Origin of the sequence: Paenibacillus xylanexedens, assembly GCF_007680605.1 — a bacterium.
Taxonomy (GTDB): Bacteria; Bacillota; Bacilli; order Paenibacillales; family Paenibacillaceae; genus Paenibacillus; species Paenibacillus xylanexedens_B.
Window position 1 is genome coordinate 977,730 of sequence record NZ_VEIO01000001.1, and the last position, 26,509, is coordinate 1,004,238.

The 26,509-nt window shown below is 44.5% G+C and carries 24 protein-coding genes and 1 pseudogene; 22 read left to right on the forward strand and 3 right to left on the reverse strand.

The window, feature by feature from the left end; all coding sequences use genetic code 11:
• Positions 1-2: 2 nt before the first annotated feature.
• The 15 genes from FS818_RS04545 (at position 3) to FS818_RS04615 (ending at position 19,224) form a co-directional block, all read left to right on the forward strand.
• On the forward strand, positions 3-515 hold the full coding sequence (locus FS818_RS04545; RefSeq protein WP_145330004.1) for a DUF6886 family protein: 513 nt from the start codon (positions 3-5) through the stop codon (positions 513-515).
• 70 nt (positions 516-585) lie between these two features.
• Positions 586-1,068 (forward strand): DinB family protein, encoded by a 483-nt coding sequence (locus FS818_RS04550; RefSeq protein ID WP_186375406.1) that lies wholly within the window; start codon positions 586-588, stop codon positions 1,066-1,068.
• Entirely contained in the window at positions 1,065-2,000 is a 936-nt protein-coding gene (locus FS818_RS04555) for an acetamidase/formamidase family protein (RefSeq protein WP_145330008.1), read from the forward strand. Before FS818_RS04550 ends, FS818_RS04555 begins: the two co-directional genes overlap by 4 nt.
• 105 nt (positions 2,001-2,105) lie before the next feature.
• Entirely contained in the window at positions 2,106-2,696 is a 591-nt protein-coding gene (locus FS818_RS04560; protein ID WP_145330010.1) for an HAD-IA family hydrolase, read from the forward strand.
• A 393-nt stretch (positions 2,697-3,089) separates the two neighbouring features.
• Complete coding sequence (locus FS818_RS04565) at positions 3,090-4,481, forward strand: extracellular solute-binding protein (protein ID WP_145330012.1); 1,392 nt, start codon at positions 3,090-3,092, stop codon at positions 4,479-4,481.
• Between the two features lie 34 nt (positions 4,482-4,515).
• Positions 4,516-5,922 carry an ABC transporter substrate-binding protein gene (locus FS818_RS04570; RefSeq protein WP_145330014.1) on the forward strand — a complete coding sequence of 469 codons (1,407 nt, stop codon included), beginning with the start codon at positions 4,516-4,518 and terminating at the stop codon, positions 5,920-5,922.
• Positions 5,923-6,069: 147 nt separating this feature from the next.
• Positions 6,070-8,943 carry an extracellular solute-binding protein gene (locus FS818_RS04575; RefSeq protein WP_186331613.1) on the forward strand — a complete coding sequence of 958 codons (2,874 nt, stop codon included), beginning with the start codon at positions 6,070-6,072 and terminating at the stop codon, positions 8,941-8,943.
• Positions 8,944-9,003: 60 nt separating this feature from the next.
• Positions 9,004-9,921 carry a carbohydrate ABC transporter permease gene (locus FS818_RS04580; protein WP_145332753.1) on the forward strand — a complete coding sequence of 306 codons (918 nt, stop codon included), beginning with the start codon at positions 9,004-9,006 and terminating at the stop codon, positions 9,919-9,921.
• 3 nt (positions 9,922-9,924) lie between these two features.
• Positions 9,925-10,788: a carbohydrate ABC transporter permease gene (locus FS818_RS04585; RefSeq protein ID WP_123066752.1), complete on the forward strand. Its 864-nt coding sequence runs from the start codon at positions 9,925-9,927 to the stop codon at positions 10,786-10,788.
• Positions 10,789-10,805: 17 nt separating this feature from the next.
• Positions 10,806-12,245 carry a gluconolactonase gene (locus tag FS818_RS04590; protein WP_145330016.1) on the forward strand — a complete coding sequence of 480 codons (1,440 nt, stop codon included), beginning with the start codon at positions 10,806-10,808 and terminating at the stop codon, positions 12,243-12,245.
• A complete protein-coding gene (locus FS818_RS04595; RefSeq protein ID WP_145330018.1) occupies positions 12,232-12,855 on the forward strand; it encodes a Yip1 family protein in 624 nt (207 codons plus the stop codon). Before FS818_RS04590 ends, FS818_RS04595 begins: the two co-directional genes overlap by 14 nt.
• A 22-nt stretch (positions 12,856-12,877) precedes the next feature.
• Positions 12,878-15,550 carry a DUF5696 domain-containing protein gene (locus tag FS818_RS04600; RefSeq protein WP_145330020.1) on the forward strand — a complete coding sequence of 891 codons (2,673 nt, stop codon included), beginning with the start codon at positions 12,878-12,880 and terminating at the stop codon, positions 15,548-15,550.
• Positions 15,547-16,446 carry a carbohydrate ABC transporter permease gene (locus FS818_RS04605; protein ID WP_145330022.1) on the forward strand — a complete coding sequence of 300 codons (900 nt, stop codon included), beginning with the start codon at positions 15,547-15,549 and terminating at the stop codon, positions 16,444-16,446. Before FS818_RS04600 ends, FS818_RS04605 begins: the two co-directional genes overlap by 4 nt.
• 20 nt (positions 16,447-16,466) lie before the next feature.
• Complete coding sequence (locus FS818_RS04610) at positions 16,467-17,480, forward strand: carbohydrate ABC transporter permease (protein ID WP_145330024.1); 1,014 nt, start codon at positions 16,467-16,469, stop codon at positions 17,478-17,480.
• A 175-nt stretch (positions 17,481-17,655) separates the two neighbouring features.
• Entirely contained in the window at positions 17,656-19,224 is a 1,569-nt protein-coding gene (locus FS818_RS04615; RefSeq protein ID WP_145330026.1) for a glycoside hydrolase, read from the forward strand.
• A gap of 97 nt (positions 19,225-19,321) precedes the next feature.
• Here FS818_RS04615 and FS818_RS04620 read toward each other — a convergent pair whose 3' ends face one another.
• The 3 genes from FS818_RS04620 to FS818_RS04630 all read right to left on the reverse strand — a co-directional run bounded on the left by FS818_RS04620 (position 19,322) and on the right by FS818_RS04630 (position 21,150).
• Positions 19,322-19,636, reverse strand: a complete 315-nt coding sequence (locus FS818_RS04620; protein WP_145330028.1) for a cupin domain-containing protein — start codon at positions 19,634-19,636, stop codon at positions 19,322-19,324.
• A gap of 110 nt (positions 19,637-19,746) precedes the next feature.
• Positions 19,747-20,574 (reverse strand): helix-turn-helix domain-containing protein, encoded by an 828-nt coding sequence (locus FS818_RS04625; RefSeq protein ID WP_145330030.1) that lies wholly within the window; start codon positions 20,572-20,574, stop codon positions 19,747-19,749.
• Positions 20,575-20,700: 126 nt separating this feature from the next.
• Positions 20,701-21,150: a DUF1569 domain-containing protein gene (locus tag FS818_RS04630; protein WP_145330032.1), complete on the reverse strand. Its 450-nt coding sequence runs from the start codon at positions 21,148-21,150 to the stop codon at positions 20,701-20,703.
• A 155-nt stretch (positions 21,151-21,305) separates the two neighbouring features.
• Between FS818_RS04630 and FS818_RS04635 the strand changes: the two genes are divergently transcribed.
• The 7 genes and pseudogenes from FS818_RS04635 to FS818_RS04660 form a co-directional block, all read left to right on the forward strand.
• Complete coding sequence (locus FS818_RS04635; RefSeq protein WP_145330034.1) at positions 21,306-22,082, forward strand: rRNA adenine N-6-methyltransferase family protein; 777 nt, start codon at positions 21,306-21,308, stop codon at positions 22,080-22,082.
• 42 nt (positions 22,083-22,124) lie between these two features.
• Positions 22,125-22,949: a methyltransferase domain-containing protein gene (locus tag FS818_RS04640; RefSeq protein ID WP_145330036.1), complete on the forward strand. Its 825-nt coding sequence runs from the start codon at positions 22,125-22,127 to the stop codon at positions 22,947-22,949.
• Positions 22,950-22,977: 28 nt separating this feature from the next.
• Complete coding sequence (locus FS818_RS04645; RefSeq protein WP_145330038.1) at positions 22,978-23,922, forward strand: hypothetical protein; 945 nt, start codon at positions 22,978-22,980, stop codon at positions 23,920-23,922.
• 68 nt (positions 23,923-23,990) lie between these two features.
• Positions 23,991-24,821: a phosphotransferase family protein gene (locus FS818_RS04650; RefSeq protein WP_186375407.1), complete on the forward strand. Its 831-nt coding sequence runs from the start codon at positions 23,991-23,993 to the stop codon at positions 24,819-24,821.
• Between the two features lie 113 nt (positions 24,822-24,934).
• A complete protein-coding gene (locus tag FS818_RS04655; protein WP_145330042.1) occupies positions 24,935-25,396 on the forward strand; it encodes a GNAT family N-acetyltransferase in 462 nt (153 codons plus the stop codon).
• Between the two features lie 362 nt (positions 25,397-25,758).
• A complete protein-coding gene (locus tag FS818_RS29475; RefSeq protein ID WP_313960457.1) occupies positions 25,759-25,899 on the forward strand; it encodes a hypothetical protein in 141 nt (46 codons plus the stop codon).
• 18 nt (positions 25,900-25,917) lie between these two features.
• Positions 25,918-26,298: pseudogene (locus FS818_RS04660) on the forward strand (GNAT family N-acetyltransferase); the annotation flags it as partial.
• Positions 26,299-26,509: the final 211 nt, after the last annotated feature.

Genomic DNA, 26,509 nt, shown 5'->3' on the forward strand with positions numbered 1-26,509 from the left:
GAATGTTATATCATTTCAGTGAAGAATCTGATATTCATATCTTTAAACCAAGAATGAAACAAAATCGGCCTGATTTTCCGGCGGTTGTCTGGGCAATTGATGAGCAGCATGAATTCAGTTATTACTTTCCGAGAGATTGTCCTCGTATTGTTATTCGAAGAACGAAAGACATGAAGGATGAACATCATGAGTTGTTTTTTAAACACACCAATGCAGACCTCATTGTAACCGTTGAGAGCGATTGGTACCCAAGGATCATACAGCAAACGTTATATCGCTACCATATGGATGAAGCGTCGTTTAAACTTTTTGATGAAACCGCAGGGTACTATATTTCTGATCAGGTGATTATACCAAGTTACATAGAAAAAATAGATCATCTGGTAGAGAGGCTTTTGGCCAGAGGAATTGAGTTGCGATTCACGGCAAATCTATATCCTTTGAGAGATGCTGTGTTACAGTCAGACTTCCAACAATTCGGAATACATCGTTTCAATCATGCAAGAAAATCGTGACCAAAGAAATCACAGATATAGAAAGTGAGAGAGTGAACCATCGTTTACGAAGAGAAGGGGGACATAGATGATGAACAAAGAAATGGGACAGCTGCTTCAAACTTTTGAAGAATGGACGTTGTTTGTCAAAACGTTGAGTCGTCTCGAAGAAAAGGTCTGGAATTCCAGTCTAGAAAAAGGAAAATGGACGATTAAGTCGATCGTAAGCCATATGATGTTATGGGATCGATATTTTTACAAGGAAGCGATTGAGAAAATTGCTCTGAATCAGCCAATCACATTGAAACATGTCGATTTCGATGAATTTAATCGCAAAGCTGTGGAGTACGGAAACCGCACCGAAGTGTCAGAGATCGTCGATAAGGCGATTACGTACCGCCACAAAATCATGAATGATATTCGAGGGTTATCGGAGGAACAGATCCAGCTAAAGTATAAGGGTTTGGACGGTAACCTGTTTTATATTCCCGAATACCTTGAAGAATTTATATGGCATGACCAGCATCATATGAAGCCGTTGAAAACGTATCTCGTTGCGGAGGGATGGTTATGAGCATTCATACCGTTACATTAGCTCAGGAAAGTCTAATCGGTTCATTTACTAATGAGGCAACACCCATATTGAAAATAAAATCAAGGGACTCCATCCGTTTTCAGACGTTAGACGCAGGTTGGGGGACAGGCAAAAGTTATGCGGAACGGAAGAAACCTTTTCCACGACAAGGTGAAAAAGATGGAGGTCACGCCTTGATCGGTCCAATTTATGTTGAAGAGGCGAAGCAAGGAAAGACTCTTGAGATCATTTTCAATGAGATTATTCCAGGCAGTTACGGGTTTACTTCCGCAGGAGGATATCCCAACTGGCAGAATCAGAAATTGCATCTAACAGAGGTCGAAGAACTATCCCTGAATTGGACACTTGATCGACAAGCGATGAGCGGGTCTTGTAAAGTGCGGGGCAAGTCATACAGCGTATCCTTAAATCCATTCATGGGTGTCGTGGGCATGCCGCCAGAATCAGGTGGAATCCATACGACATGGCCGCCGCGATATTGTGGAGGGAACATCGACTGCAAGGAACTAGTACGGGGAAGTAAGTTATATTTGCCTTTTCCTGTAGATGGGGGTTATCTGGCGATTGGTGATGGTCATGCACGGCAAGGCGATGGGGAAGTCAGCTGCCAGGCGATTGAATGTGCCATGGAGCTTGTAGATATCACAGTGAATGTCATAGATGATATAAAGCTGACCAATCCACGTGCGCATACGCCTTCTGGATGGATTACCTTTGGTTTTGATGAGGATTTGAATGAAGCAACGGTTCAAGCATTGGATGGCATGTTGGGCCTGATGGGCGAGTTATATGGCCTGGAGCGGGTAGAAGCGATTGCGCTGGGAAGCGCGGTGGTTGATCTGCGTATCACGCAAATTGTGAATGGTGTGAAAGGGGTACATGCTTTTCTGCCTCATGATGCTTTTAAGTGATTTGAATGTTCAGCAAGTCTCCGGACAGATTGTTCTGCTATCAAAATATGCATATAAGTTTCTGGTTTGATTATGATTCCGAAAGTTAAGGAGAGGATTGATACCATGCAGACAAGACCACAGCTCGTTTTGGATATCGCAGGGGTGTTGTTGAGTAATATGTCCTTAAGGTGCTGGAAAGAGATGATTCAAGAAACAAACCTGTCAGCAGAACAATTAAAAAAGCACTTTGGCGGCATCAAAAGAGATCTTTGGACTGGAAAGATGAGCGAACAAGAGTTTTGGGTATCCTTAGGGAAAGCTTATCCTGAATTATCAATTAGCCGAGCAAGGGACATTTTATTCGATTCAATCGTTCCGTTATCTGCGGCTCAATTCCTAGAGCGCTGGAGTAAGTACGCCGATATTCATCTGCTGAGCAATCATTGCAAGGAATGGATAGAGCCGAATCTGGGTAGCTTGAGCACATATGCGCAAAGTGTAACCATCTCGAATCAGGTAGGTCTATGCAAACCGGAGATTGAGATATATCAACTTGTTGAAACTCACTTTGTATATGGAGCAGAGGTCTTATTTATAGATGATCAAGAGAAAAATTTGCATTCGGCTAATCAACTCGGCTGGAAAACGTTACTGGCGGATGAAGAGGGGAAATGGACCCGGGAAGTAGAATCTTTTGTTGTGCCTCAAACTTAAAACCCCAAACCAAACCAAACTAAATCATATATGAAGCCCTCTACGATATCATTTAGTATAGTGTAAGAGGGTTTTGATGATTTATCCCCTTTAAGTGTTATGTTTTCCTGAAATTGTGCGGAATGAAATAGAGGGGATCAAAATATTCTAAATAATAACAGAATATGTATTGACCCAAGGCTTTTTATGATACTATAATGAAATGGGTTTCATGAAATCCGTTTCATTAAATCCCGACAACTTCGTAAGCGCTTTCTGTTGAAGGGAGAAGGCAGGTTTTCAAGTTCCCATCCGTGACAGCCTTGTGATGAGTTAAGTCATTCCAGGAAGTCATCCAAGCATGCTGCAAGCTTGATTCATCTTTATCTAACTTTGAGGGGGAGCGTGTGAAAGATGAAGTTTGTGAGAAAGAAAAGGTTCAGCCTGTTGGTGATATTCACATTACTCGTAACCATTATTGCTGGTTGCAGTGGTGGAGGTACACCACCTGACACGGCGACTCAGCCACCAGCGGATAAAAACAAAGAAGCGGCAGTCGAACCTGTAGAGGAAAAACAGGAGCCTAAGGTGGACTTGAAGGGCAGAGCAGTCCGTATATCGAACTGGTGGGATGCATCTCCCAAGGGAGATTCGGAGGCGGATGAGCGCGCACGTGAACGAATCAAAAATGTAGAAGAGAAATACAACGTTAAAATTTCCTATCTGAATACAGATTATGGAGCAACATCCGAGAAAATTTCTTCATCTGTAATGGCGAATGAACCTTTTGCAGAGATTGTACGTGTGCCTGACGGTAATATTTGGGGTCTTATGCAGGGCGGATTCCTTACACCACTGGATGATTATCTGAAGGATACGCAGATTAAGCCGGATGTCATCGATTCGATGCGATTCGGCAGTGATAAGGTATATGGTCTGACGGGATGGTATACCCCGAATGACAGCGGAATGTTTTACAATAAACGAATCTTTAAGGAAGCTGGTTTGAAAGATCCGCAACAATTGCTGGAAGAGGATAACTGGAACTGGGATACGATGCTGGATGCTGCCAAGAAGCTAACTGTAGATAAAAATGGGGACGGCAAGATGGATCAGTATGGTCTGTCGGGTGCGTACTATGTATTTCATGAAATGCTGATTGGAAGTAACGGCGGCAAGATGTATGACGAGGCAACGCAGAAGGCAGCGTTTGATTCACCTGAATCCTTGGAAGCGCTTAACTTCTTATATAGTCTGTACAATGACCACAAAGTAGTGAAGGCTAACGCCGGTAATGATTGGGAAGATCCATCTAAATTCTTCTCAGAAGGCAACATAGCGATGTACCCTGGCGGATTATGGGAAGTCGAAGGTCGTATTCTTGATAAGTTAAAGGACGACTGGGGTTATGTTTACATGCCTAAAGGTCCAAAAGCAAAAACGTATCTGGATACAGTCAACAGTACAGAAAGTTTCGTTATCCCCAAAGGCGTAAAGGATGCCGATATCATCGTGAAAATTTGGGAAGAGCTCCAGGACTTTGACAACTGGCAGGATAATCACCGTTTGTGGTTAGAAAACATTTTGCCTGACGAAGCTTCTATCGCTAACGCCATGAATGACAACGGACAGGTTGAACGAGTATACGGTGCTCGTGCTGGAGGATTAGGTGTTAAGGAAGCTCTGGGCAGTGTAACCGAAAAGTTTGTGAAAGGTGAAGTGACCCCATCTACAGGTGTTGCTCAGGTCATTGGACCTGCACAGGCAGGGATTCAGAAAGTATTGAAGGGCGAAAAAAGCAAGTAAAGTAAAATCATTTACTTAAGGGAGGCAACCCGTGTTGAAAAAATTGATTTCTAACCAAATCATGTTCATCGTTTTGTTTGCCGCTTTGATCACGCTTTTGTCTGCATGTAGTGGTTCTAACGATAAACCAGCCGAGCCTGTGGCGACTAAACCAGCCGAGACGGAGACAAACACCACACCTGCCAAGGAAGAAGAGAAGGAGGAGGCGGCGCCAGCTCCTGATTTGAACGGACGGGTCATTCGCATATCTCACTGGTGGGATGCCACTCCCAAAGGAGATTCAGAGTCAGATGAATTGGCGCGTGAGCGGATCAAAATGGTGGAAGAAAAATATAACGTGAAAATCAAGTATTTAAATACAGAATACTGGTCTACATCTGAAAAACTGTCTTCCTCCGTGCTTGCCAACGAGCCTTTTGCGGAAATTGTCCGCATTCCTGACGGCTTCATCTGGGGACTTATGCATGGTGGATTCTTGACACCGCTGGATGATTATCTCAAAGACACTCGGGTCGAGAAGGATGTTGTGGATTCCATGCGTTTTGGTGGAGACAAGGTGTATGGCCTCGAAAGCTGGTATACACCGAATGAAAGCGGCTTGTTCTATAACAAGCGGATTTTCAAGGAAGCGGGTTTGAAAGACCCACAGCAGTTAATGGATGAGGGTAACTGGAACTGGAATACGATGCTGGATGCGGCCAAAAAGTTAACCGTTGACCGCAATGGTGACGGTAAGATGGATCAATACGGTCTGGCTGGAGCACATTACGTGCTTTCGGAGATGCTGATCGCGAGCAACGGCGGTAAATTATACGATGAGCAGACTAACAAAGTGACGTTTAATTCTCCCGAAGCCATGGAAGCGCTTAACTTTCTGCATAGCCTGTACACCGAGCATAAAGTGATCAAAGCCAACGGGGGCAACGACTGGGAAGATCCGGCCAAATATTTCGGAGAAGGTACGATTGCGATGTATCCGGGCGGACTCTGGGAGGTTGAAGGCCGTATCGTAGATAAGCTGAAGGATGAGTGGGGATATGTTTATATGCCGAAGGGCCCTAAAGCGCAGTCTTATTATGAACCATTCGGTCAGACAGCAGCTTATGTTATTCCGAAAGGCGTTAAGGATGCAGATGTGATCGTGAAAATTTGGGAAGATCTGCAAGACTTTGATAACTGGCAGGATAACCGCAGACTGTCTCTTGAAAATATTTTACCGGATGAAACTTCAATCGCGAATGCGATGAATGATAACGGCGAGGTACAACGTTTGTTTGGCGGACGCTTCGGCGGTTTGGGCATCAAAGAACAATTGGACAGCGTAACAGAAAAATTTGTTAAAGGCGAGATTACACCTTCCACAGGTGTTGCACAAGTTATCGCACCTGCGCAGGCTGCTGTGAAAAAAGTGTTGAGTGGAGAGCAAGACAAGAAAAAATAATGTATATAAGTTGACGGCCTCATATCTGTTCTCGGTTAGCCGGGAAACAAATTTGCGGGCCGTCCATGTGATTACTTTTAAGAGAGTCAGTTAAAGGAGGGGCATTGGGTGAAATTCACATTATCCCGAGTGACGATTGTCGTCGTCATGGTAATGCTCGTCGTGGTGTATGCGATATTCAGTTCCGGTGCGAGCGGTAATTCGAAAACCGGAAATCGAACATCAGATCCGAGCCGTGTGATGCCGATATCGGAGTCTGCTGCGGAGGGTAGCTACGATTATTATCTGCAGCAACACCAGAACGAGAAGCGGCCTTCCAGGGAAATTGTCATTCAGGGAGCAGATTACACAGCTTCTGAAGGCATGAAGCCCGAGATGATCACAGAGCTTGGCGGCGAAACAGGTAAGTTCATACGAACAGAGGAAAGTGGTTCCGTGCAATGGGACGTGGATGTTCCGGAATCCGGGATGTATCAGATGACCTTGCGCTATTACCCGATTCAAGGGAAAAGCTCTGCCATCGAACGTGAGTTATGGATTGATGGAAAGATCCCGTTCAACAGTGCACGCAACATGAGCTTTCATCGGATTTGGGTTAATGAGAAGTCTGAGATCGAGAAGGACAATCGAGGCAATGACCTTCGCCCCCGTCAGATCGAAGCACCAATGTGGCAGGAGTCCATCCTGAGAGATAAAGAAGGCTATTATGAAGAGCCGTACCAGTTTTATTTTTCAGCAGGGAAACACTCCATAAAGCTTGTGTCGACGCGGGAACCGATGGTCATTGATACCATCAAACTGCATCATTACGAAGAACCGCCTTCCTATGCGGAACTCAAGCAGGACTATGAAACGAAGGGATACGCAAAAACAAGCGGACACTTGATCAAAGTTCAAGGGGAGCAGGCCGCATTCAAGTCATCACCGACATTGTATCCGATTACGGATCGATCCAGCACATCGACAGAGCCATATGATGTTTCCAAAATTAGAATGAATACCATAGGTGGGAACAACTGGCGCGTGCCGGGGCAATGGATTGCATGGGAAATGGATGTACCCGAAGATGGCCTATATAAAATTGCGATCAAAGGCAGACAGGAATTGCTGCGAGGCATTTACTCCACACGCTCGTTGCAGATTGATAACAAAACGCCATTCAAAGAGATGATGCAGATTCCATTCTTCTATGATTCGGATTGGCAGATGCATGTGCTTGGCAGCGAAGAAGAGCCGTATTTATTTTATTTAACCAAAGGAAAACATGATCTACGGCTTGAGGTCAGTCTCGGAGCCATTGCGCCTTTGATCCGTCAGGTTGAAGCCAGCGTGCTTGAGATCAATGCGATGTATCGAAAAATTCTGATGATCACGGGCAATGTGCCTGACCCGTATCGCGATTATCAATTAGAGAAACAGATTCCAGATATGGTGGAAGTATTTCATAAGCAAAGCGATATCTTGAATGCGGTTTCTGAAGAATTGATTCGTCTAACAGGAGAAAAGAGTGATAAGACTGCAATTTTGAATAAAACCGCTTATCAGTTAGCCGATCTGGCCGACAAACCGGAAACGGTTCAGAAACGGTTGTCTCAATTCAAAATTAACGTCGGAAGCGTCGGTTCCTGGCTTCTTGAAGTTCGGGAGCAACCGCTTGAAATTGATTACCTGCTCTTAGCCTCACCTGATGAGAAGCTGCCAAAAGCAAATGATTCGGCATTCCGTAAAGCTGGACATGAAGTGTCGTCTTTCTTCCATTCCTTTTTCGAGGATTACGACACGATCGGCAGCACGGCGGATGAAGATAAATCCGTTACCGTCTGGATTGGTACAGGCCGCGACCAGGCACAGGTATTAAAAGCGATGATTGATGACACGTTTACGCCGCTGACAGGCATTAGTGTCAATCTCAAGCTGGTCAATGCCGATGTATTGCTACGCGCCTCACTTGCAGGAGAAGGCCCGGATGTAGCGATGCAAGTAGGCAATGATGTGCCGGTTAATTTCGGGATGCGTCACGCGGCAGAGGATCTGTCGACGTATCCGGGATATCACGAGTTGATTAAACAGTTCAGGGACAGTGCTATGGTTCCTTATCAATTTGAGGATCAAGTATTTGCACTGCCGGAACAGCAAATTTTCAACATGTTATTTTACCGAAAAGATATTCTGGAACAGCTTGACCTTGAGCCACCGCAGACGTGGGAAGACGTATATGCCATGATTCCTGTGCTCCAAAAGCACAACATGGAAATGGCATTGCCGCTTGCTCAAACCACTGGCGTACCGGTACTCGAAGTGAACCGGGCGTATGCAATGCTGCTCTACCAAATGGGTGGTTCATTCTATTTAGATCAAGGTGCCAGAAGTGGTATGGATACGGAAACGGGACTGGAAGCGTTCAAAGAATGGACGAATTTTTATACCAGTTATAAACTTCCGCTCACCTTCGATTTCCCAATGCGTTTTAGAACAGGTGAAATGCCAGTTGGTATTATGGACTACACCTTCTACAACTATTTGTCCGTATCTGCGCCAGAGATCAAGGGACTATGGGAGTTCATCCCGGTACCAGGAATCAAGCAGAAGGACGGAAGCATCAAACGGGATGTGGCCAGTGGTGGCACGGCGACGGTGATGCTCAAGCAATCCAAACATAAGGATGCCGCCTGGGAATTCATGAAATGGTGGGTCAGCAAGGACGCGCAGGTTCGATTCGGACGGGAAATGGAAGGTCTGATGGGAGCTGCAGCGCGATATCCGACAGCTAACATTGAAGCATTACAGGAATTGCCTTGGCCAATCCGCGATTACCGCAGTTTGGAAGAACAATGGGAGTGGGTGCAGGGCGTGCCTGAAGTGCCTGGAGGTTACTTTACAGGTCGCCATCTGGACAATGCCTTGCGTGAGGTTGTGAATAACGGTACCAATTCCACGGATGCCATCTACGATTATGTGCAGGAAATTAACTACGAAATTCAGCAGAAACGAAAAGAGTTTAAATTGGACGGAATGCGCTAGGGAGGGACTCTTTTGCAAAAGACAGACATTGTGAACAAAACCGGTTCTCGGCCCAAGCGCATGCCTGCCGGCATGCCGGGGAAATGGGAACTCTTTGTCAGAGATATGAAGCGGGATAAACATCTGTATGTTCTACTATCTCCGTATATGTTGTTGTTTTTATTATTTACTGTGTTTCCCGTCATCATCTCCATTTTCTTCAGCTTTACTAACTTCAATATGCTGGAGTTTCCGCAATGGGTCGGCTGGGAGAATTACTCCAAGTTGCTCTGGAATGATGATGTGTTCTTGATTGGTCTCAAAAATACGATTATTTTCTCGGTAGTCACCGGCCCGATCAGTTACATCGCCTGTTTTGTATTTGCATGGCTGATCAATGAGCTGAATCCCAAGGTGAGAGCCTTTATGACCCTGATCTTTTTTGCGCCTTCCATTTCGGGCAATGTGTTTTTTATTTGGCAAATTATTTTCTCCGGGGATTCGTACGGCATTATGAACGGTTTCTTGATGAAAACAGGTATTCTTTACGAGCCGATTCTGTGGCTTCAAGATCCGAAATATATGCTGGCGATCATCATGCTTGTGCAGCTATGGCTCAGCTTGGGAACCAGTTTCCTGGCGTTCATCGCCGGTTTGCAGACCGTGGATCGTACGCTATATGAAGCGGGTGCAATCGATGGAGTTCAGAATCGCTGGCAGGAGCTATGGTACATTACGCTGCCCTCGATGCGCCCTCAGCTGATGTTTGGTGCGGTCATTCAGATTACGGCGTCATTGGCGGTTGCCGAAGTCGCTACGGCGCTGGCCGGTTTCCCAAGTGTGCAGTATGGTGCGCATACGATCGTCACTCACTTGATGGATTATGGAACGATTCGCTTCGAAATGGGTTATGCGTCTGCCATTGCAACGGTGTTGTTCGGTCTGATGCTGGGTTCCAACCTGCTTGTACAAAAGCTTCTGAAGAGAGTGGGGGAATAGCAGATGAAAATAGCCCTGCGTATGAAACGAAAAATCAACCGATCCTGGCAGGTCGATATCCTGCTGTTCCTGTTGCTTGGCGGATTTGGCGCGTTTATGGCGGTTCCGCTCATCTATGTCATCAATAATGCGTTTAAGCCGCTGGATGAGCTGTTTATTTTCCCGCCAACCCTGTTTGTTCGCAATCCGACGTTCGAGAATTTTTCGGATTTGTTTCAGGTGATGAAAAATTCATGGGTTCCCTTTTCCAGATATATTTTTAATACCGTGTTTATTACTGCGGCGGGTACGTTCGGTCATATCATTCTGGCCTCGGCGGCGGCATATCCACTGGCGAAACACAAGTTTCGCGGACACAAGGTGCTGTTTACCGTCATCGTATTGTCGCTGATGTTCTCGCCGCATGTCACGGCGATTCCGAACTACATGATCATGTCGACACTGGGCTGGCTTGACTCGTATCAAGCGATTATTATCCCGGCCTTTGCTTATCCGCTTGGTTTGTATCTGATGAAACAGTTTATGGAACAGATCCCGGATGCACTGCTGGAGGCGGCGAAAATGGACGGTGCGAGCGAGTACCGGATTTTCTTTCAGGTCGTTATGCCGCTCGTTAAACCGGCTTGGTTAACGCTGCTAATCCTGATGATGCAGATGCTGTGGGGAACGGATGGCGGCAGTTTTATCTACAGTGAGCAGCTCAAAACGATGCACTATGCCATGGGACAGATTGTGCAAGGAGGGATTGCTCGTGCAGGGGTAGGCGCGGCTGTTGCTGTCATCATGATGACGGTCCCAATCGTGACGTTTGTGTTGTCGCAGAGCAATGTCATTCAAACGATGGCTTCATCCGGCATGAAGGATTAAGGGAGAGGGTGTTACAGATGAGAGTGAAATCATGGCTAATCGTTCTGGCAGCTTCCCTGCTGATTGCCGGACTAGGACATAACCAGGCTCATGCGGCACCGTATGAGGGATATACCTACAACTATTGGGGAGATGCGGTGAAGTCACCGATTGCGTTTCTTCCCTCCAGAGTAATTACAGGGGATGAGGCCGGAACAGGAGCATGGCAGTCTCCGCTGGATTTATATGCTGCGAAAGATGGCTTGCTCTATATTCTGGATTCAGGCAATGGACGGATCGTTGTCTTGAACGAGAAATGGGAAACGGTTCGGGTCATTCAAGAGTTTAACCATGACGGTAAAAAGGACAGCTTTAAAAATCCCGAGGGACTTTTTGTGACGGAAGCAGGTCAAATCTACGTTGCGGATACCGAAAACAGACGGATCGTAGAGTTGAATCAAGATGGTACTTTTGTGCGTGCCATCGGTGCACCAGAGTCGGATGTGCTTAGTGATAACTTTGAATACTTTCCTCGCAAGGTGATCGTGGACAAAGCTGGACGAATTTATGTGGTCGGCCGCGGGGTCTTCGAAGGACTGATCGAGTTCGACAGTGACGGACGTTTCACCGGATTTATGGGTACCAACCGTGTGCAGTTTGATCCGATCGACCTGTTCTGGAAAACCGTATCTACCAAGGAACAGCGTGAGAAAATGGTTCGGTTTATCCCGCTGGAGTTCAACAACGCGGACATCGATGATGGCGGTTTTATCTACACCACAACAGCGGACAAAAACTCGCTTTCTGCGGTCAAAAGATTGAATCCGTCCGGTATCGACGTACTTCGGGTCAACGGTGAATTCGCACCGGTCGGAGACTTGACCTTCAATCGCTCTTCCTTCGTCGATATCAAGGTATCCAGTAACGGTGTCTATCGTGCGCTGGATTCAACAAGAGGCCGGGTGTTCACGTATAACGAGGACGGTAATCTGCTCTATGTCATAGGGCAGCTTGGCAATCAGATCGGTACATTCAAAAATCCGGTCGCCATCGAAAGCTATGGGGACGCGATCTATGTACTGGATCGCGATCTTGGACGAATTACGGAGTTCAAGGCAACAACGTTTGGAAGCCTGGTTAACGAAGCCAACCGCCTGTACAGTTCCGGTAAACATACGGAAGCCGCAAAGTTATGGCAAGAGGTACTACGCCTTGACGCGAACTATGAGATGGCTTACATCGGGATCGGTAAATCCATGCTGCGAGAAGGAAAATACAAAGATGCCATGACCTACCTGAAGCTGGGAAACGACCGCGAATACTATTCCAAAGCCTTAGCGAAGTATCGGAGAGAATACATGCGTGAATATTTCGGAATGTACATGACTGTAGCAATTGCATTGCTAATCAGCGTCATCGTCTGGCGCCGGATTGCCAGAACAAGGAATGAGAGGGGGGTCAGAGATGTCGCTAATTAAGGAACTCAAATACTCTCTGCATGTGGCGGTACGACCTTTTGACGGATACTGGGATTTGAAATATGAAAATAAAGGCAGATTGCGCGTTGCATTGCTAGTGCTTCTGGCTGTCACGATAACGATGATCTTGAAGCGACAGTTTGCCGGATATGTTGTCAATGATAACTATCCGCTCTCGCTTAATAGTATTAACGAATTCAAATATATCGTACTCCCTTTTCTGCTCTGGTGTATTTCCAACTGGTCGCTGACTACACTGATGGACGGGGAAGGCAAGTTCAAAGACATCTTGATTGCAACAGGGTACGCGATGCTTCCGCTTATTCTGGTCAACATTCCTAATATTTTACTGAGTAATGTGATCACGCTGCGTGAATCTTCTTTTTATTACCTGCTTGACTCGTTTGGTGTGATCTGGTTTGTGTGGTTGCTGTTTATCGGAACCAAGACAGTACATCAATACTCGGTCATGAAAACGATCACCACCATGTTTCTTACGCTGGTTGTCATGGGAGTTGTGATCTTCCTGGGCTTGCTTTTCTTTAGCCTGATTCAGCAAATCATCAGTTTCGGTTATACCCTCTTTCAAGAGATTACACTGCGCGAATAGGAGAAGAAAGGAGGTGCGTGATATGAGAAAAAAGCGTACTGCGTTTGCAGCGGTCATCCTCATTGCAAGCTTGATCTTGGCTCAAAATATCAACTATGCGGAGTCGGTAACGGAACGAGTAGCGACTACATCAGGTGATTCACAAGAGGTGGATCAGAGTACGGCTTCTGAGTCTTCTAAAACACAACAAACTTCAACAGAACAAAAGTCTGAGGCGGCGGATTCTGAACGTGTGGGAAAAGAGCAATCCACTACTACCAGCTCTGAACTGAAAACAGCATCTGCAGAACAACAGAATAATGAAGCAGTGGCTGTTCCTGAGGGAATGGAAGCTGTTGCAGAAAAGGATGGCTTGATCCTGTATCTAAAGCCGGAAACGACAGAGATTGCGGTCAAGGATCTGAAGAATGGTGCGATGTGGTTTTCTAATCCGCAGGATCGGGAAGCGGACACCATAGCGACCGGTTATAACAAATCCCAGCTGAATGTGCAATTTGAATTGACGTATTACGACAATACGGGCAATGCGCTCAAATACGATAATTTTACGCACAGTGTAGAGAATGGTCAGTTTGAAGTTGAAAAAGTAGAGGACGGTTTCAACGTTGTATACACGCTGGGTGAAGTCAAAAGTGATATTGAAGCCATCCCTAAATATATTAGCGAGGAACGCTTTAACACGTTGATTCTCGGGAAACTGGAAGAAAAAGACCAGAAAGAAATTGAGAAGCGCTTTAAGTATGATGAGCAGAACAAACGTTACGAAAGACGGGATTCATCTCTTAAAGGCGTAGGTTTGTCCAAAGTAACCCGAATTTTCGAGTCTGTCGGCTATGATGAGGCACAGATTGCCATAGACAAAGCGGCCTATGGTGAAGAGGAAAGCGGGAGCGCAAGTGTCATTGTGCCTGTCCACTATCGACTGGAGCAAGGACATCTGCGTGTATCCATTCCGGAAAATGGAATCCAGTATCCGGATACGATGAAAATTCAATCCTTGTCCCTGCTGCCGTTTTTTGGAGCGAGCGGTCCAAAAGATAAAGGATACAGTCTGGTGCCAGACGGATCGGGTTCCCTGATTTATTTTAATAATAAAAAAACGACGGTATCCCCATATAGTACGGCTCTGTATGGAAGTGATCATGCTGTAAATCAGCTCTCCCAGATCCAGAAGGAACAGAAGGCCAGGATGCCGGTGTTTGGCATGAGTTACGGAGACAAAGGCTACCTTGCAATCATTGATAAAGGTGATGCGGTTGCGTCTGTTGAAGCGGATGTCAGCGGCAGATTGAACCAGTACAATACGGTGCATTCCAGTTTTTCGCTTAGCAGTATGGAAGAGGTTACCCTGACGAACGGCTGGCGTTCCAGCACAGTCAAACGGTTTCAGGCACAGCCTTTTCATAATGAAATGTCCGTTATCTATGAATTTTTGAGCGCAGATGATGCGAGCTATTCCGGTATGGCCTCGACTTATCGGGATTATTTGACGGAGCAAAAGAAACTCACCCGTTTAGGTGATGATACGGAACTCCCTTTTTACGTGGAATTAATCGGCGGTATCCCGAAGAAAAAGTTTTTCCTCGGCATCCCGTATAATGCTTACGAGTCGCTTACCACGTTCGAAGAGGCACAGGATATTTTAAAAGAAATGCAAAGCCTTGGTGTGGAGGATATCCAGCTTCGGTACTCGGGGTGGTTTAACGGCGGTCTGCATCATGATATGCCGAAGTCCATCGATGTGGATAAAAAGCTTGGTGGCGCTAAAGGTTTGCAAAGCCTACAGGCCTATACACAAGAGAATGGTTTTGGATTATACCCGGACGTATCCTTCCTAGAGGCGTTCCCGGAAGCAAAGGGATTCAAAAAATCGTATGCTTCTCGCCAAATTACAGGTAAACTTGCGCAGTTATTCCCGTACTATATCTCCTCCTTTACACGGGATGATGAAGCCTCTCCGGGCTATGTCCTGAGTCCGGAAGCGGTGCCGGGCATTGTGAGCGGATTTATGCAAGATTATAAGGAAACAGGACTTACAGGTCTGTCGCTTCGAGATTTAGGCGACCAGCTGAATTCCGATTTTAACCGCGCTAATGTGATCAATCGCGAGCAGGCCAAAGAGGTTGTGATAAAGCAGCTTGAGCAGGTGCGCAGCTCGGATGCATCGCTTCTTGTAGAAGGCGGCAATAGTTACGCAAGCCCCTATGCCAGACATATCGTGGATGCACCTGTTAGCAACAGCGGGTTTAACATTACCGATGAAGCGGTTCCCTTTTTCCAACTGGTCTATCACGGCTATGTACAGTACACAGGCCAGGCATGGAATATGGCGGATGATCAGGATTCCCATGTACAGATGCTGCGGGCGATTGAAACCGGATCGGCACCGTATTACACGTGGTTCTACGCAGATCCATCTGCGATCAAACTGACGAGCTTTGACGCGTTATATTCGGCCGATTATCGACGCTGGATCGAGGAATCAGCAGAGCGATACAAGGAACTTAGGAATGTGTTGCAAGATGTACAGAATCAAACGATTGTTAGACATGAGAAGCTGAGTAAGGGTGTTTATCAAACGACTTACGAAAAAGGTAAAACGGTCATTGTGAATTACAACGATGCTGCTGTGGAGTGGAATGGCACACGTGTGGCAGCGAAGAGCTACTGGGTAGGAGGTGACATGCCGGAATGAAACTTAAGAAATTATCCCTGGAGCAAAAAAACAGATATTACGGTTTGTATTTCATCCTGCCTTGGTTCATCGGTTTCCTGTTACTTTTCATGGTGCCGCTGATCTCTTCGTTCCGATACAGTCTGAGCAATCTGCAGGTATCTAATGAAGGGTTTACGCTGGAGTTTATCGGTTTGGCGAATTTCCGTGAAGCGTTATTCTCTCATGAATCCTATGTGAGGATGCTGACGGAATCTGTAACCAATATTGTCGTGAATACACCTTTAATTATTATTTTCAGCCTGTTTTTTGCGGTGATTTTGAATCAGAAGTTTCATGGAAGAGTGCTGGCGAGAGCGATTTTTTTCCTTCCGGTTATTCTGGCTTCGGGTATTATTGCAAGTATCGAAAACGGGGATTTGATGCAATCCGTTGTACGTAGTGCCAACGACATGACGGGCGGCGGGCTATCTGTAATGAAAAATCTGGATCTGACGATCATGCTCCTTGAATCAGGCATGAGTCCGATTCTGGTTGAATATTTGACAGGTGCGGTTAGCCGGATTTACGAGATTGTCAGTCAATCAGGCGTTCAGATTTTGATTTTCCTTGCGGGATTGCAGTCGATTTCTCCATCGCTGTATGAAGCAGCCAAAATCGAAGGATCTACGGGCTATGAAGCCTTTTGGAAAATTACGTTCCCGATGCTGAGCCCGCTGATTCTGACGAATCTGGTGTATACCATCGTGGATAGCTTCATTAGTGATCAGACGAGCCGGCTTGTGGTGGATACGGCCTTCAAAAGCTTTAACTTCGGGCTCAGTGCGGCAATGTCCTGGATGTATTTTGCCGTGATTGCACTGATCCTGTGGGTAACGACCGCCCTGGTATCCCGCAAGGTCTTTTATCAAAACTAGTATTCTGAAGGAGGCCTGACATGAAGACAGAAACCGCAGCAGGGCAACCGCCAGCGAAAAAGGAATGGCTGCATCGCCTGGGTTCCACGGCCTACTGGTTTGAAGCGATCAAGAAGTGGGCGTGGATTCTGGTTCGGTTTGTCTTGATCTTTGGCATTTCATTTGTCATTCTATATCCGATTTTATTGAAAATATCGATATCCTTTAAAAGCATGTCCGATCTGTATGACCCAACGGTGATCTGGATTCCGCGTACGTTTACGCTCGAAAACTTTAAACTGGTCTTTACGGCAATGAACTATCCCGGCGTGTTGATGAACACCTTATGGTTATCCTCTGCGGTGATGCTTCTGCAGACGATAACCTGTGTGCTAGCCGGTTATGGGTTTGCAAGAATCAAGTTCAAAGGCAGTGGTTTGTTGTTTGCTGCCGTAATTTTTACCATCCTGGTACCTACACAGACGATCATGATTCCGCTCTATCTGAATTTCAAGAACTTTGATGTGATGGGTTTAATCGAGCTATTTCGTGGCAGTCCTGCTAATCTGATCAACACATACTGGCCGTTTCTGATCTCGGCAGCACTCGGTATGGGTGTGAAAACAGGTCTGTACGTCTATATTTTCCGCCAGTTCTTCAGAGGCATTCCGCGTGAGATCGAAGAGGCTGCCTACGTGGATGGTGCAGGATATTTCAAAACGTTTTGGCGTATTATTTTGCCTAATGCGATACCTTCGATGGTTACGGTCATGTTGTTCTCGTTTGTATGGCAATGGAATGACTCTTTCTTTACCAATATGTATCTGAATGAACCTAAAGTCATGTCATCGATGATGTCGTCCTCTGGTTTTACGATTGCAACGTATCTAACAGGCGGAGGTCAGGCCGCGGCATCCTATACCCAAGATCCGTTTTTCATGTCCATGATGATGAATACCAGTGTACTGATGGCCATTTTGCCGCTGATTATCATCTATCTGTTCGTTCAGCGTCATTTCGTGGAGAGTGTGGAACGTTCCGGTCTTGTAGGATAAAAGGAACCAGAGTGGTGAACAGAAGGGGAATAAGTCCTTCATGACCGGAGAAGGATGCTGCATTTGTAAAACGTTAAGAGGCTGCCTACATCGAAGGCAGTCTCTAACCCATAGCCATTTAACAGTGTATGGTGCAAAGACCTGCAAAGATAGATCAGGAAGAGGAGGATGAGAGATGCAACGAGATAACCCGAGAACAAAAGACATGCTGGATGCAGAAGTCATAATTAATGGGGAAAAATCTTATCAAAGCATTGACAATTTTGGCGCGTCGGATGCGTGGTCGATGGAACCGCTAGGGAAGCATTGGAGCGAGGAAAACAAGGAACAAATCGCCGATCTGTTATTTTCCAGGGAGCGTGGCATCGGGTTGTCCGCATGGCGTTTTAATATAGGCGCAGGTTCAACAGAAACCGATCAGGATCGAATTCCGGACCCCTGGAGAAGAGCCGAAGCTTTCAAAATATCAGAGGAGCATGAGTACGATTGGAGCAAACAATCCGGTCAACAGTGGTTTCTTCAAGCCGCACGTGACCGGGGCGTGGGGACACTTATCGCTTTTGTAAATAGCCCGCCGGTATGGATGACCAAAAATGGGCATGCCCAGCCTGATCTTGAAGTAGGTTCGACGAATCTGAAACCAGATTGTAATGGAAAGTTTGCGTCTTATCTGATTGATATTTTATCGTATTTCAAGGGAAAAGGACTTGCTTTTGACTATATCAGCCCGATCAACGAGCCCACTTGGGACTGGAATCAGTCTTGGCAGGAGGGGAATCGTTATAATAACGATGATCTGAAACAAGTGATTCTGGAGTTGTACCGCCAGTTACAGCAGACCGATCTACAGACACGGATCAGTGCACCGGACGGTGTGGAAATTACGTCGCTCTTGGACGATGAATACTATTGTCAGTTTGCGGGAAGTGGAACGTATTCCAGCGGTGCTAATAAGCTGGGCACAGGGAAGTATCGGGAATACATAAAGGATTTGATTGGTGATCCTGAGGTGAAAGAAGCGATAGGTAATAAAATGGCTTCCCATTCATACTGGTCTGACTACAGTAATCCTGGAGACGATCGGTTGGTCCGATTGAGGCAGTTACTGCACGCTAATATGAAGCATTACGATGAAGAGAGCAAGTACTGGGTGACGGAATATTGTATTCTGGGGGATTATGGTCCTGGACGTGATTTGGGCATCGAACCTGCGCTTCATGTGGCAAGAACGATTCATTTTGACCTGGTAGAAGCGAATGCGGCAGCTTGGCAATGGTGGACAGCGGTTTCCAAAGTAGACTACAAAGATGGATTAATTTATACAGATTTTAATGAAACTGGCGATGAACAAAATATTCTGACTTCCAAAATGCTGTGGGTGCTCGGTAACTATAGCCGATTTATTCGGCCTGGTGCGAAGCGAATCGACTTGACCGGGCTTGGTGAGGAAGCCGACAGCGGTTTGTTAGGTTCTGCTTATGTCCATGAAGGAGAGCAGACCGTGACTGCCGTTTTTGTGAATCATGGTAAACAGGACAAATGCATTCAACTACACCTCCATGAGCTGGGGTTAAATGAACGAATTACGACAATGGATTCTTACGTAACCAATGCGGAACTGGATCTGGTTTGCCAGGAGAGAGTTAACGCAGCGGAGGATGAGCAATCTTTTATCGTAAACGTTCCGGGGAAATCGGTTGTGACCCTCACTGGCGGTGCGCAGAAAGCGGAAAGTGAGAAGTAAGAGTTTAATCTTGATATTGCCCATGACATCATGAAGCTTGAACCATGCAGAGATGTGTGATTAAGCTGAAATTTTGTCATGGGCTTTTAATTCATAATTAAAGTTCTTTAGGCTCCATCAGCATGATATGGCATTCACTCTCGGCAGAGGGCTTGATTTCGAGTCCTTTAGGAACAATAAACATTTCGCCTTTAGCAATTCTCACTTGACGATCACGCAGATCAATGATCATTACGCCTTTGAGCACAAAAAATACTTTATCTGTTTCTTCATGAGCGTGCCATTCGTATTCACCAATCATTTTAACAAGTTTGAATTGATATTCATTCATCTCACCAATGTATTTCGGAGACCAATACTCCGTAAATGTAGTAAGCTCCTCCATTGGTTTTATAATTTGATATTGGTTCATAATTCCTCCTTTTATTAGCTAGGGGTTTGTTGCCTGATTAAAGATGTTTTTTAATCTTGTCTATAAGTATATAAATTTCATTAGACATCTAAAATAGATACCTGTTGAAATCAGAATGGATTATTGATGAATTGATGACGATATGCAACAGGAGAGCAACCAACCTGTTTTTTAAATACTCTGCTAAAATAATAGGCATCCTGGATACCTACAGCTTGGGCAATATGTTGTATCGTGGCTTGGCTTTTAAGCAGTAACGTTTTGGCTTTTTCAATACGGTATTTGGATAAATATTCACCTGGCCCCATATCCGAATGTCTTCTAAAGACGTAAGAGATCCGATTACGATTAACACCAAATTGTTCTGCAAGTGATGCTACGTTATGATCTAAGTGATAGTTTTGATGAATATAGTGGGAAATCTGCTCAAACAAGTCAGAAGAGTCATGCTGATTTTGTCGCTGTGCAACAGACAGGAGGGTTTCGTTAAGTATATCGCGAAATAACATTTCAGTTTGAAACCTCGAAAGACCTCCGCACTGGTTATATACTTGCCAGAGTTGCAGAATGAGTTCTTTAAGGCGGGGAGATTGTCCCGTTGGTAATTCAAAATGCTGATTGGAAAAGCTTGATTTTTCAAGTTGCGAACCAAATGTCTCGTATAAAACAAGAATGTATTCCCAATTGGAGTTGTGGAATGTTTTCTTGGCCAGTTTCATTTTGGCACCACCGTGTACTACCTTTCCTGGCGAAAGAATATAAGGCATTTCATTGAATTGAAATTGTATCTTTCCTGTGAGAGGAAACACAAATCCTGGATAAGAATCGGTGTAGTCAGCGTGTGGCACCCCGCGAAATTGTGTATATCGATAGATTCCTTTAACTTGAAAAGGAGTATAAGCAAAATGCTCTGCTAACTGATTAACGTCTATGTTCACAAGACCTGCCCCGTTTCAAATGTGTTTAACATGCTTGGAGAGCAATGATGATTACTTTCACATTATTGATAACCGTTATCAATGTCAAGCAGGCTTCTGAAGGAGGAGATCGAAGAACGCAAACAGCTAAACGCCAAATTGTTTGAGATGATGGTCCAGATGTTTATAGATTCCTTTTCCCCATTGCTCAGCAGTCAGTTTTCCGAAAAAAGGATGAGCATAACGGGAGCATTGATCAGAGCCGTTTACTTGAAAATTAGCAATCTGCTGTTGCAGCTTTTCTTTCTCCGTCTCAAACACTCGATCATTATCAATAAGGATGTCTGGTATGGTCGACATATTTTGTGGTAAAGGTTTTTCATTGTAAAACATCGGTTTGGCAAACCGTCCAATTAGTCTTCCGAGCAACCCTCTTGGCGGCAAAATATTACCCAAAGAAATATCGTGAAAAGCTACACAGTGAGCTAACATTTGAGAAACCTGCATCGTTCCCCACTGAGGTGTGGACTCTTCACGGAGTCGATTAATACGCTCTGTTATTTCAATCGCATGCTTTGTTTCAAAGATACTTTTCATCGAATCACCCCGATCCATTATATTAACTGATGAACTAGAAACAGTAACATTCCATTATTGAAAGGTTTATTTGGATATATTCAAGAATAATAAGATATGGTAAGTTTAGCCAATGAAAATGGTAAATAAAGTTAGAAAAATGGGAGGCTGAATTAATGGAAAACAAGGAAACGTTTAATCTCGTAGCGAGTGAGTATGATCGGTACAGACCTGTTTATCCGAGTGACATGTTTGATGATATTTTTACATACGCGAAGCTTCATAAGCAAGATTCTATTTTAGAAATTGGTTGCGGAACAGGGCAGGCTACTGGAGGTTTAGTAAGTAAGGGCTACACAAACATTACGTGTATTGAACTGGGAAGTAACTTGGCACAGTTTACCGCAGATAAATTCAAATCATATCCATCGATTCAAGTCATCAACACTTCGTTTGAGGATTGGAATGCTGAAGGAAAACTTTTCAAGTTGCTAGTTTCAGGAACTGCATTTCACTTCATTGCTCCGGAAATTGGTTACCGCAGGGCCTCAGAATCGCTTGAGGATGAGGGATGCATTGGACTTTTTTGGACGATTCATGTTCCGGGAGACGATCAGCTGCATCAAGAAATTCGTTCCCATTACATTTCGTTAGCCTCTCATTTGGATGATTCTCAGTATCCTTCGCCCGATGAAGTGATTCAGGAGCGTAAAGAAATAACGGAGCGTTCCGGCTTGTTCACAGATATTAAGGTGAAGGAATACAACTGGATACAGTCCTGTTCGAGCGATGAATATGTCGCACTTTTAAATACAAATTCCAAGCATCAGCAGCTTTCTGAAGATGTTCGGAGTGAGCTTTTGGAGAGAATCAAATGTTCAATAGATGATGCAGGTGGAACAATAGACAAACATCATAAGGTTGCTCTTTTTTTAGGAAGAAAAAAAGGGTAAAAATGCAGGTTTATCATTTCAATCAAGAGCAGGAGGAGAAATATGACTGATCCGCGATCAACTTACAATATCCAAACCGCAGTATTAAGTTTCGAAGAAGAATTAGAGAGGTTAAAGATACAAGCCGGCATGGGTTGGTTCAAGGAATTTCGTAATCTGTCGTGGTATGGGCTCAAAAATGGAATGCGTGTATTAGAGGTCGGAAGCGGACCAGGCTACATCACAGAACAATTACTGAACAGTCTACCCGGCAGCGAGATTACCTCGCTTGAGATCGATTGTACGTTACAAGCGCAAGCCAAAGAACGGCTGAAGGACGTTTCTTCCGAGCGGCTGCAATTTGTGGAATCTTCCATTTATCAGATGGATCTGCCGGATAACTCATTCGATTTTGTGGTGGCTAGGCTGATTTTTCTTCACCTGAACAATCCGATCGAAGCTGCGCAAGAAATTTATCGTGTGCTCAAGCCTGGTGGCCGGCTGGCCATTATTGATGTTGATGATGGTGTTTTTGGGGCAGTGAATCCGGATATACCGGCGTTGCATACCGTATTAATGAAAATCGCGGGCTATGTGGCCCAACATGGGGGTAATCGGTTAATTGGCAGAAGTTTGCCGCGGCTCCTCTCAGAGAGTGGATACATTGATGTTGATATTGATGCGGTTGTTCAACACAGTGACATCATCGGGATCGAGGGTTTCAAGCAACAATTCAATCTCCAGCGTTTTGTACATTTTGTTGAGAAGGGTATCATTAGCCCGGAGGAGTTTGCCCAGTTACAGCGAGCTTTCGAAGCTATAAATCATTCGCCAGAGGCCTATGCCATGATGAACTTTATTACCGCTTGCGGCACGAAGCCATTGTAAGGGCTATGAGGGACGGAGGAGGACGAGGATGAGGGAAAATATCGTTCAAGCTTTTCAGGAGACAGTGGCTCAACGTGATCATCAGGGTATGATTAACTTAATGAAAAAATACGAGCAATCCGGCGAACTAGCTGTGAATGAACGAGGCTGGGTATACTGGAATATTTCAGATGGTTATGCTCTATTAAGAGAGCCAGAGCCACTTTATGCCAATCATTTGGCATTTTTCGAATGGGGGAAGCAGATTCTTCCCCCTGAACAGTACCATTGGTTCGTCTCTGATTCCACACAGGCTTTGTCGTTGTCTCTGGGGAATTACTTCAACCATTGGATTGACTGGTATCGATATGCTTGTGATCATGCGCCAAGATTGGATTGTAATCGCGCCGTTCGTTTTGAGAGCCACCGGGCCTTAAGCAGTACGTTCTGGGCATTAGAGAAACACAACGAGATGCCATATGTTCTAGAACATATGAAACAGCTTATAGATGAAGATAAGCAGTGGGACAATCTTCTTTTTGCTAGAATTACATATAATAAACAACGTCTAGCTTATCTGTATCACACCAGAAACGAAAGGGAAGTAGATGTACTTTTGCATGAAACGATGCATTTAATCGATAACATGGATTGGACTTCCTTAGAGCTAGTAAAAAAAGAAGAAGTTGTCGGAAGTTGGAAAGATGTGAACTCATGCCGAAACTCACAGAGAGATATTCATATTGCGCTAAACAATCTGGCTTGTATTCTAGCGGATATTGAACAGTCAGAAGAAAGTGTGAAATTGTTCAGACAGCTAAAAGATAGCGGGTACGTCTTGAATGGCTATGCTTTTTCCAAATATATTTATTCGGTCTGGAAGTCGGAAGATATAGGAGCTGTTCGGGAAGCAATGGCGGCTAACCAATCTCTTGAGTTTTCCGAACTGACTAAACATACTCCTACTCTTGTGAAGATCAGGGATCAGATTTGAGTACGCATTAGCGAATAGTACCTGATAGAAATAAGAAAGAAGGAATGCATGAAGTGATACATGACATCTTGTTAAAGCGATTACCGAATGTAAAAATCGTCGAATTAACTGGCGGTTATACGAATATGACCCTATTAATTGAGGGAATTGATATGAAGAGAATTGCTAAAATTTATCATGTGAAAAACACAGATGCAAAGACAGAAATAAGTGCACTGGCGCTGTTAAGTCATTCTGGGGTGACTCCGCGAGTGTATGATTTTTTTGAGCAGGATGAATGGCTATTTGTAATGTTGGACTATGTTCCGGGCGTAAATGCACAGATGATTTTGGATCAAGATGGACTTGACCAAGGCAGGAGAATATATGGGCAACTGGGTAAATACCTTGCCAGAGAGGTGCACTGCATCAAACGAGACAATAAAGACACAGAGTTGCCTGTTATCATGAAATCCGCTGTTGCTGAAGATGGACTTGAGTTCATCCCCAACGGAATCAAGAGCATGGCAAATGAAATATTAAGCACTCCTGATCATGGGGAACAAACTCTGATTCACGGGGATTATGGACCTCATAATGTAATGTTAGGTAACGATACTTTGTTCATTTTGGATTGGGAGTGGGCAGGCTGGGGGAATCCGTTATTTGATGTGTCATGGGTTGTCTGGTTTGTGCATTTACATTATCCTGATATGGCGAAGGAACTGTCAGGAGCCTTCTTAAGTACATATACAGAACATACAAATATCCAAATAACACATGATTTAATCCGAACTTACGCCACATCCAAAGTACTACAGATTATGAACCGCATCAAGAATGCCCACCCGGATGTACAGAAGGAATGGTTGCGAAGATTAGAATGGACGCTGCACACAAACTTTATTGTAAATGAATAGCGAGATGAATAGTACTGAAGTACATAAACCTACGTGAAAGGAGTGATGCGGTATGAGAAACCAGTTGAATACGTGCATTAAAAAACAAAGAAAACCATCAGGAGGAATTTTAAATGACTATTCAGGTGAGAGCGGTTTCGATGGATGATTGGTTTGCTTGTACTCAATTGCAGGTAAGTGAAGAACAGAAATCAACGTTCCCTGCGCCAGTTGTATACTGGTTGGCTGAGTCCAGGTTTGTCACAGATTTTCAACCTATGGCAATTTACAACGATTCAGATTTGGTCGGTTTTGCGGTGTATTCTGATCAAGAGCATGACGAGGGTGATTATTGGTTGCCCGCTTTGATGATTGATAACAAATATCAAGGCAGAGGATACGGAAAAGAAGCACTTCAGGCTTTGATTTATAGGATGCAAAAGACACTAAACTGCAAACGGATTCTGATTGGACATAGACCTGATAATCACGTTGCAGGTGCCTTATACGAATCTCTCGGTTTCCAGCAGATCAGTGAGGAACTTATTGACGGTGAGGTTGTTCGAGCTTTGACATTCGGCACAAAGAGCGATTAATAACTATTCTCTGCGTAATGATGGATTGAGTCCGCTGCGCATAACTTGTTAAGAGAGGAGGTATAGACGAAGATGAGCATATTCAAACGGCTTACCTTTTGGTTAGTCCTTTTCTCATTGCTGGTCTGTTTCAACAACCTGTTCGGTAATGATGATAAAAATATTTTAATTTATTTGACGAATCCATTCAATCCACTATTAAACCGCTGGCTAACAGACATCAATATGAATCCGGAGACAACGTACTTGTTTAAGCCTCTCATTTGTGGACTACATCTGCTTTTTTGGACAGGGTTGGGTCTGATTATTGATAAATTAATAAAGAAGGATAAGATCAGGAAACAAACCGGGAGGTAACGAAAATGGCTCGAATATATGGAGAACGAATCGTACTCAGAGAGTATCAGGATACTGATCTGGAGTATATGAAAAATTGGGTCAATGATCCGGATATAACCGCAAATTTATCAGATCATTTCCTATATCCTCATTCGAGTTATTAGACAGAATCCTTTTTCAAAACGATGGTTGAGGGAACGTCTGCAAACAAAGGTTTTGTTATCGGGGATGCAGCATCGCTGGAGTATATAGGTCAGATTGACTTGTATAAAATAGATTGGAAAAACCGATTTGCTTCATTAGCGATTGTAATTGGAAGAAAAGAATGCTTAGGCAAAGGTTATGGCAGCGAAGCCATTCGCCTTCTTCAGAGGTTCGCTTTTGAAGAACTCAATTTTAATCGCTTGGAACTTGAGGTATATGAGTATAATCTGGCGGCTCATAAGTGTTATCTCAAGTGTGGATTTCAAGAAGAAGGGCGATATCGAAAGAAAATATATAAGAACGGCACTTATTGGGACAGTCTAGTGATGAGTATTCTGAAAAATGAGTATAAAAAATGAGCAAACGTATTAGCAGTTTCGTGTATTTACCGCGTTATAGCCCAAGGGCTGGACAGCGGTTTTTTTTATTTCCAGCATAAAGTTGCGTGAAATTTTTTAAAACATTTGCAACAATTGTGATCAACAATACAGCAATATTGTTTAGATTATATCGAAAAAACTGTGATACAATTCATTGTAAAGCGCTATCATTTTAAATTATTGAACAATA

Bases quoted from the DNA above. Each gene is read 5' to 3' on its own strand.
- FS818_RS04585 (WP_123066752.1), top strand. From the start codon at position 9,925: ATGAAAATAGCCCTGCGTATGAAACGAAAAATCAACCGATCCTGGCAG.
- FS818_RS04620 (WP_145330028.1), bottom strand. From the start codon at position 19,636: ATGAACCAATATCAAATTATAAAACCAATGGAGGAGCTTACTACATTT.
- FS818_RS04645 (WP_145330038.1), top strand. From the start codon at position 22,978: ATGAGGGAAAATATCGTTCAAGCTTTTCAGGAGACAGTGGCTCAACGT.
- FS818_RS29475 (WP_313960457.1), top strand. From the start codon at position 25,759: ATGGCTCGAATATATGGAGAACGAATCGTACTCAGAGAGTATCAGGAT.
- FS818_RS04545 (WP_145330004.1), top strand. From the start codon at position 3: ATGTTATATCATTTCAGTGAAGAATCTGATATTCATATCTTTAAACCA.
- FS818_RS04580 (WP_145332753.1), top strand. From the start codon at position 9,004: ATGCCTGCCGGCATGCCGGGGAAATGGGAACTCTTTGTCAGAGATATG.
- FS818_RS04630 (WP_145330032.1), bottom strand. From the start codon at position 21,150: ATGAAAAGTATCTTTGAAACAAAGCATGCGATTGAAATAACAGAGCGT.
- FS818_RS04565 (WP_145330012.1), top strand. From the start codon at position 3,090: ATGAAGTTTGTGAGAAAGAAAAGGTTCAGCCTGTTGGTGATATTCACA.
- FS818_RS04595 (WP_145330018.1), top strand. From the start codon at position 12,232: ATGTCGCTAATTAAGGAACTCAAATACTCTCTGCATGTGGCGGTACGA.
- FS818_RS04550 (WP_186375406.1), top strand. From the start codon at position 586: ATGAACAAAGAAATGGGACAGCTGCTTCAAACTTTTGAAGAATGGACG.
- FS818_RS04605 (WP_145330022.1), top strand. From the start codon at position 15,547: ATGAAACTTAAGAAATTATCCCTGGAGCAAAAAAACAGATATTACGGT.
- FS818_RS04600 (WP_145330020.1), top strand. From the start codon at position 12,878: ATGAGAAAAAAGCGTACTGCGTTTGCAGCGGTCATCCTCATTGCAAGC.
- FS818_RS04560 (WP_145330010.1), top strand. From the start codon at position 2,106: ATGCAGACAAGACCACAGCTCGTTTTGGATATCGCAGGGGTGTTGTTG.
- FS818_RS04640 (WP_145330036.1), top strand. From the start codon at position 22,125: ATGACTGATCCGCGATCAACTTACAATATCCAAACCGCAGTATTAAGT.
- FS818_RS04610 (WP_145330024.1), top strand. From the start codon at position 16,467: ATGAAGACAGAAACCGCAGCAGGGCAACCGCCAGCGAAAAAGGAATGG.
- FS818_RS04575 (WP_186331613.1), top strand. From the start codon at position 6,070: ATGGTAATGCTCGTCGTGGTGTATGCGATATTCAGTTCCGGTGCGAGC.
- FS818_RS04590 (WP_145330016.1), top strand. From the start codon at position 10,806: ATGAGAGTGAAATCATGGCTAATCGTTCTGGCAGCTTCCCTGCTGATT.
- FS818_RS04555 (WP_145330008.1), top strand. From the start codon at position 1,065: ATGAGCATTCATACCGTTACATTAGCTCAGGAAAGTCTAATCGGTTCA.
- FS818_RS04655 (WP_145330042.1), top strand. From the start codon at position 24,935: ATGACTATTCAGGTGAGAGCGGTTTCGATGGATGATTGGTTTGCTTGT.
- FS818_RS04635 (WP_145330034.1), top strand. From the start codon at position 21,306: ATGGAAAACAAGGAAACGTTTAATCTCGTAGCGAGTGAGTATGATCGG.
- FS818_RS04615 (WP_145330026.1), top strand. From the start codon at position 17,656: ATGCAACGAGATAACCCGAGAACAAAAGACATGCTGGATGCAGAAGTC.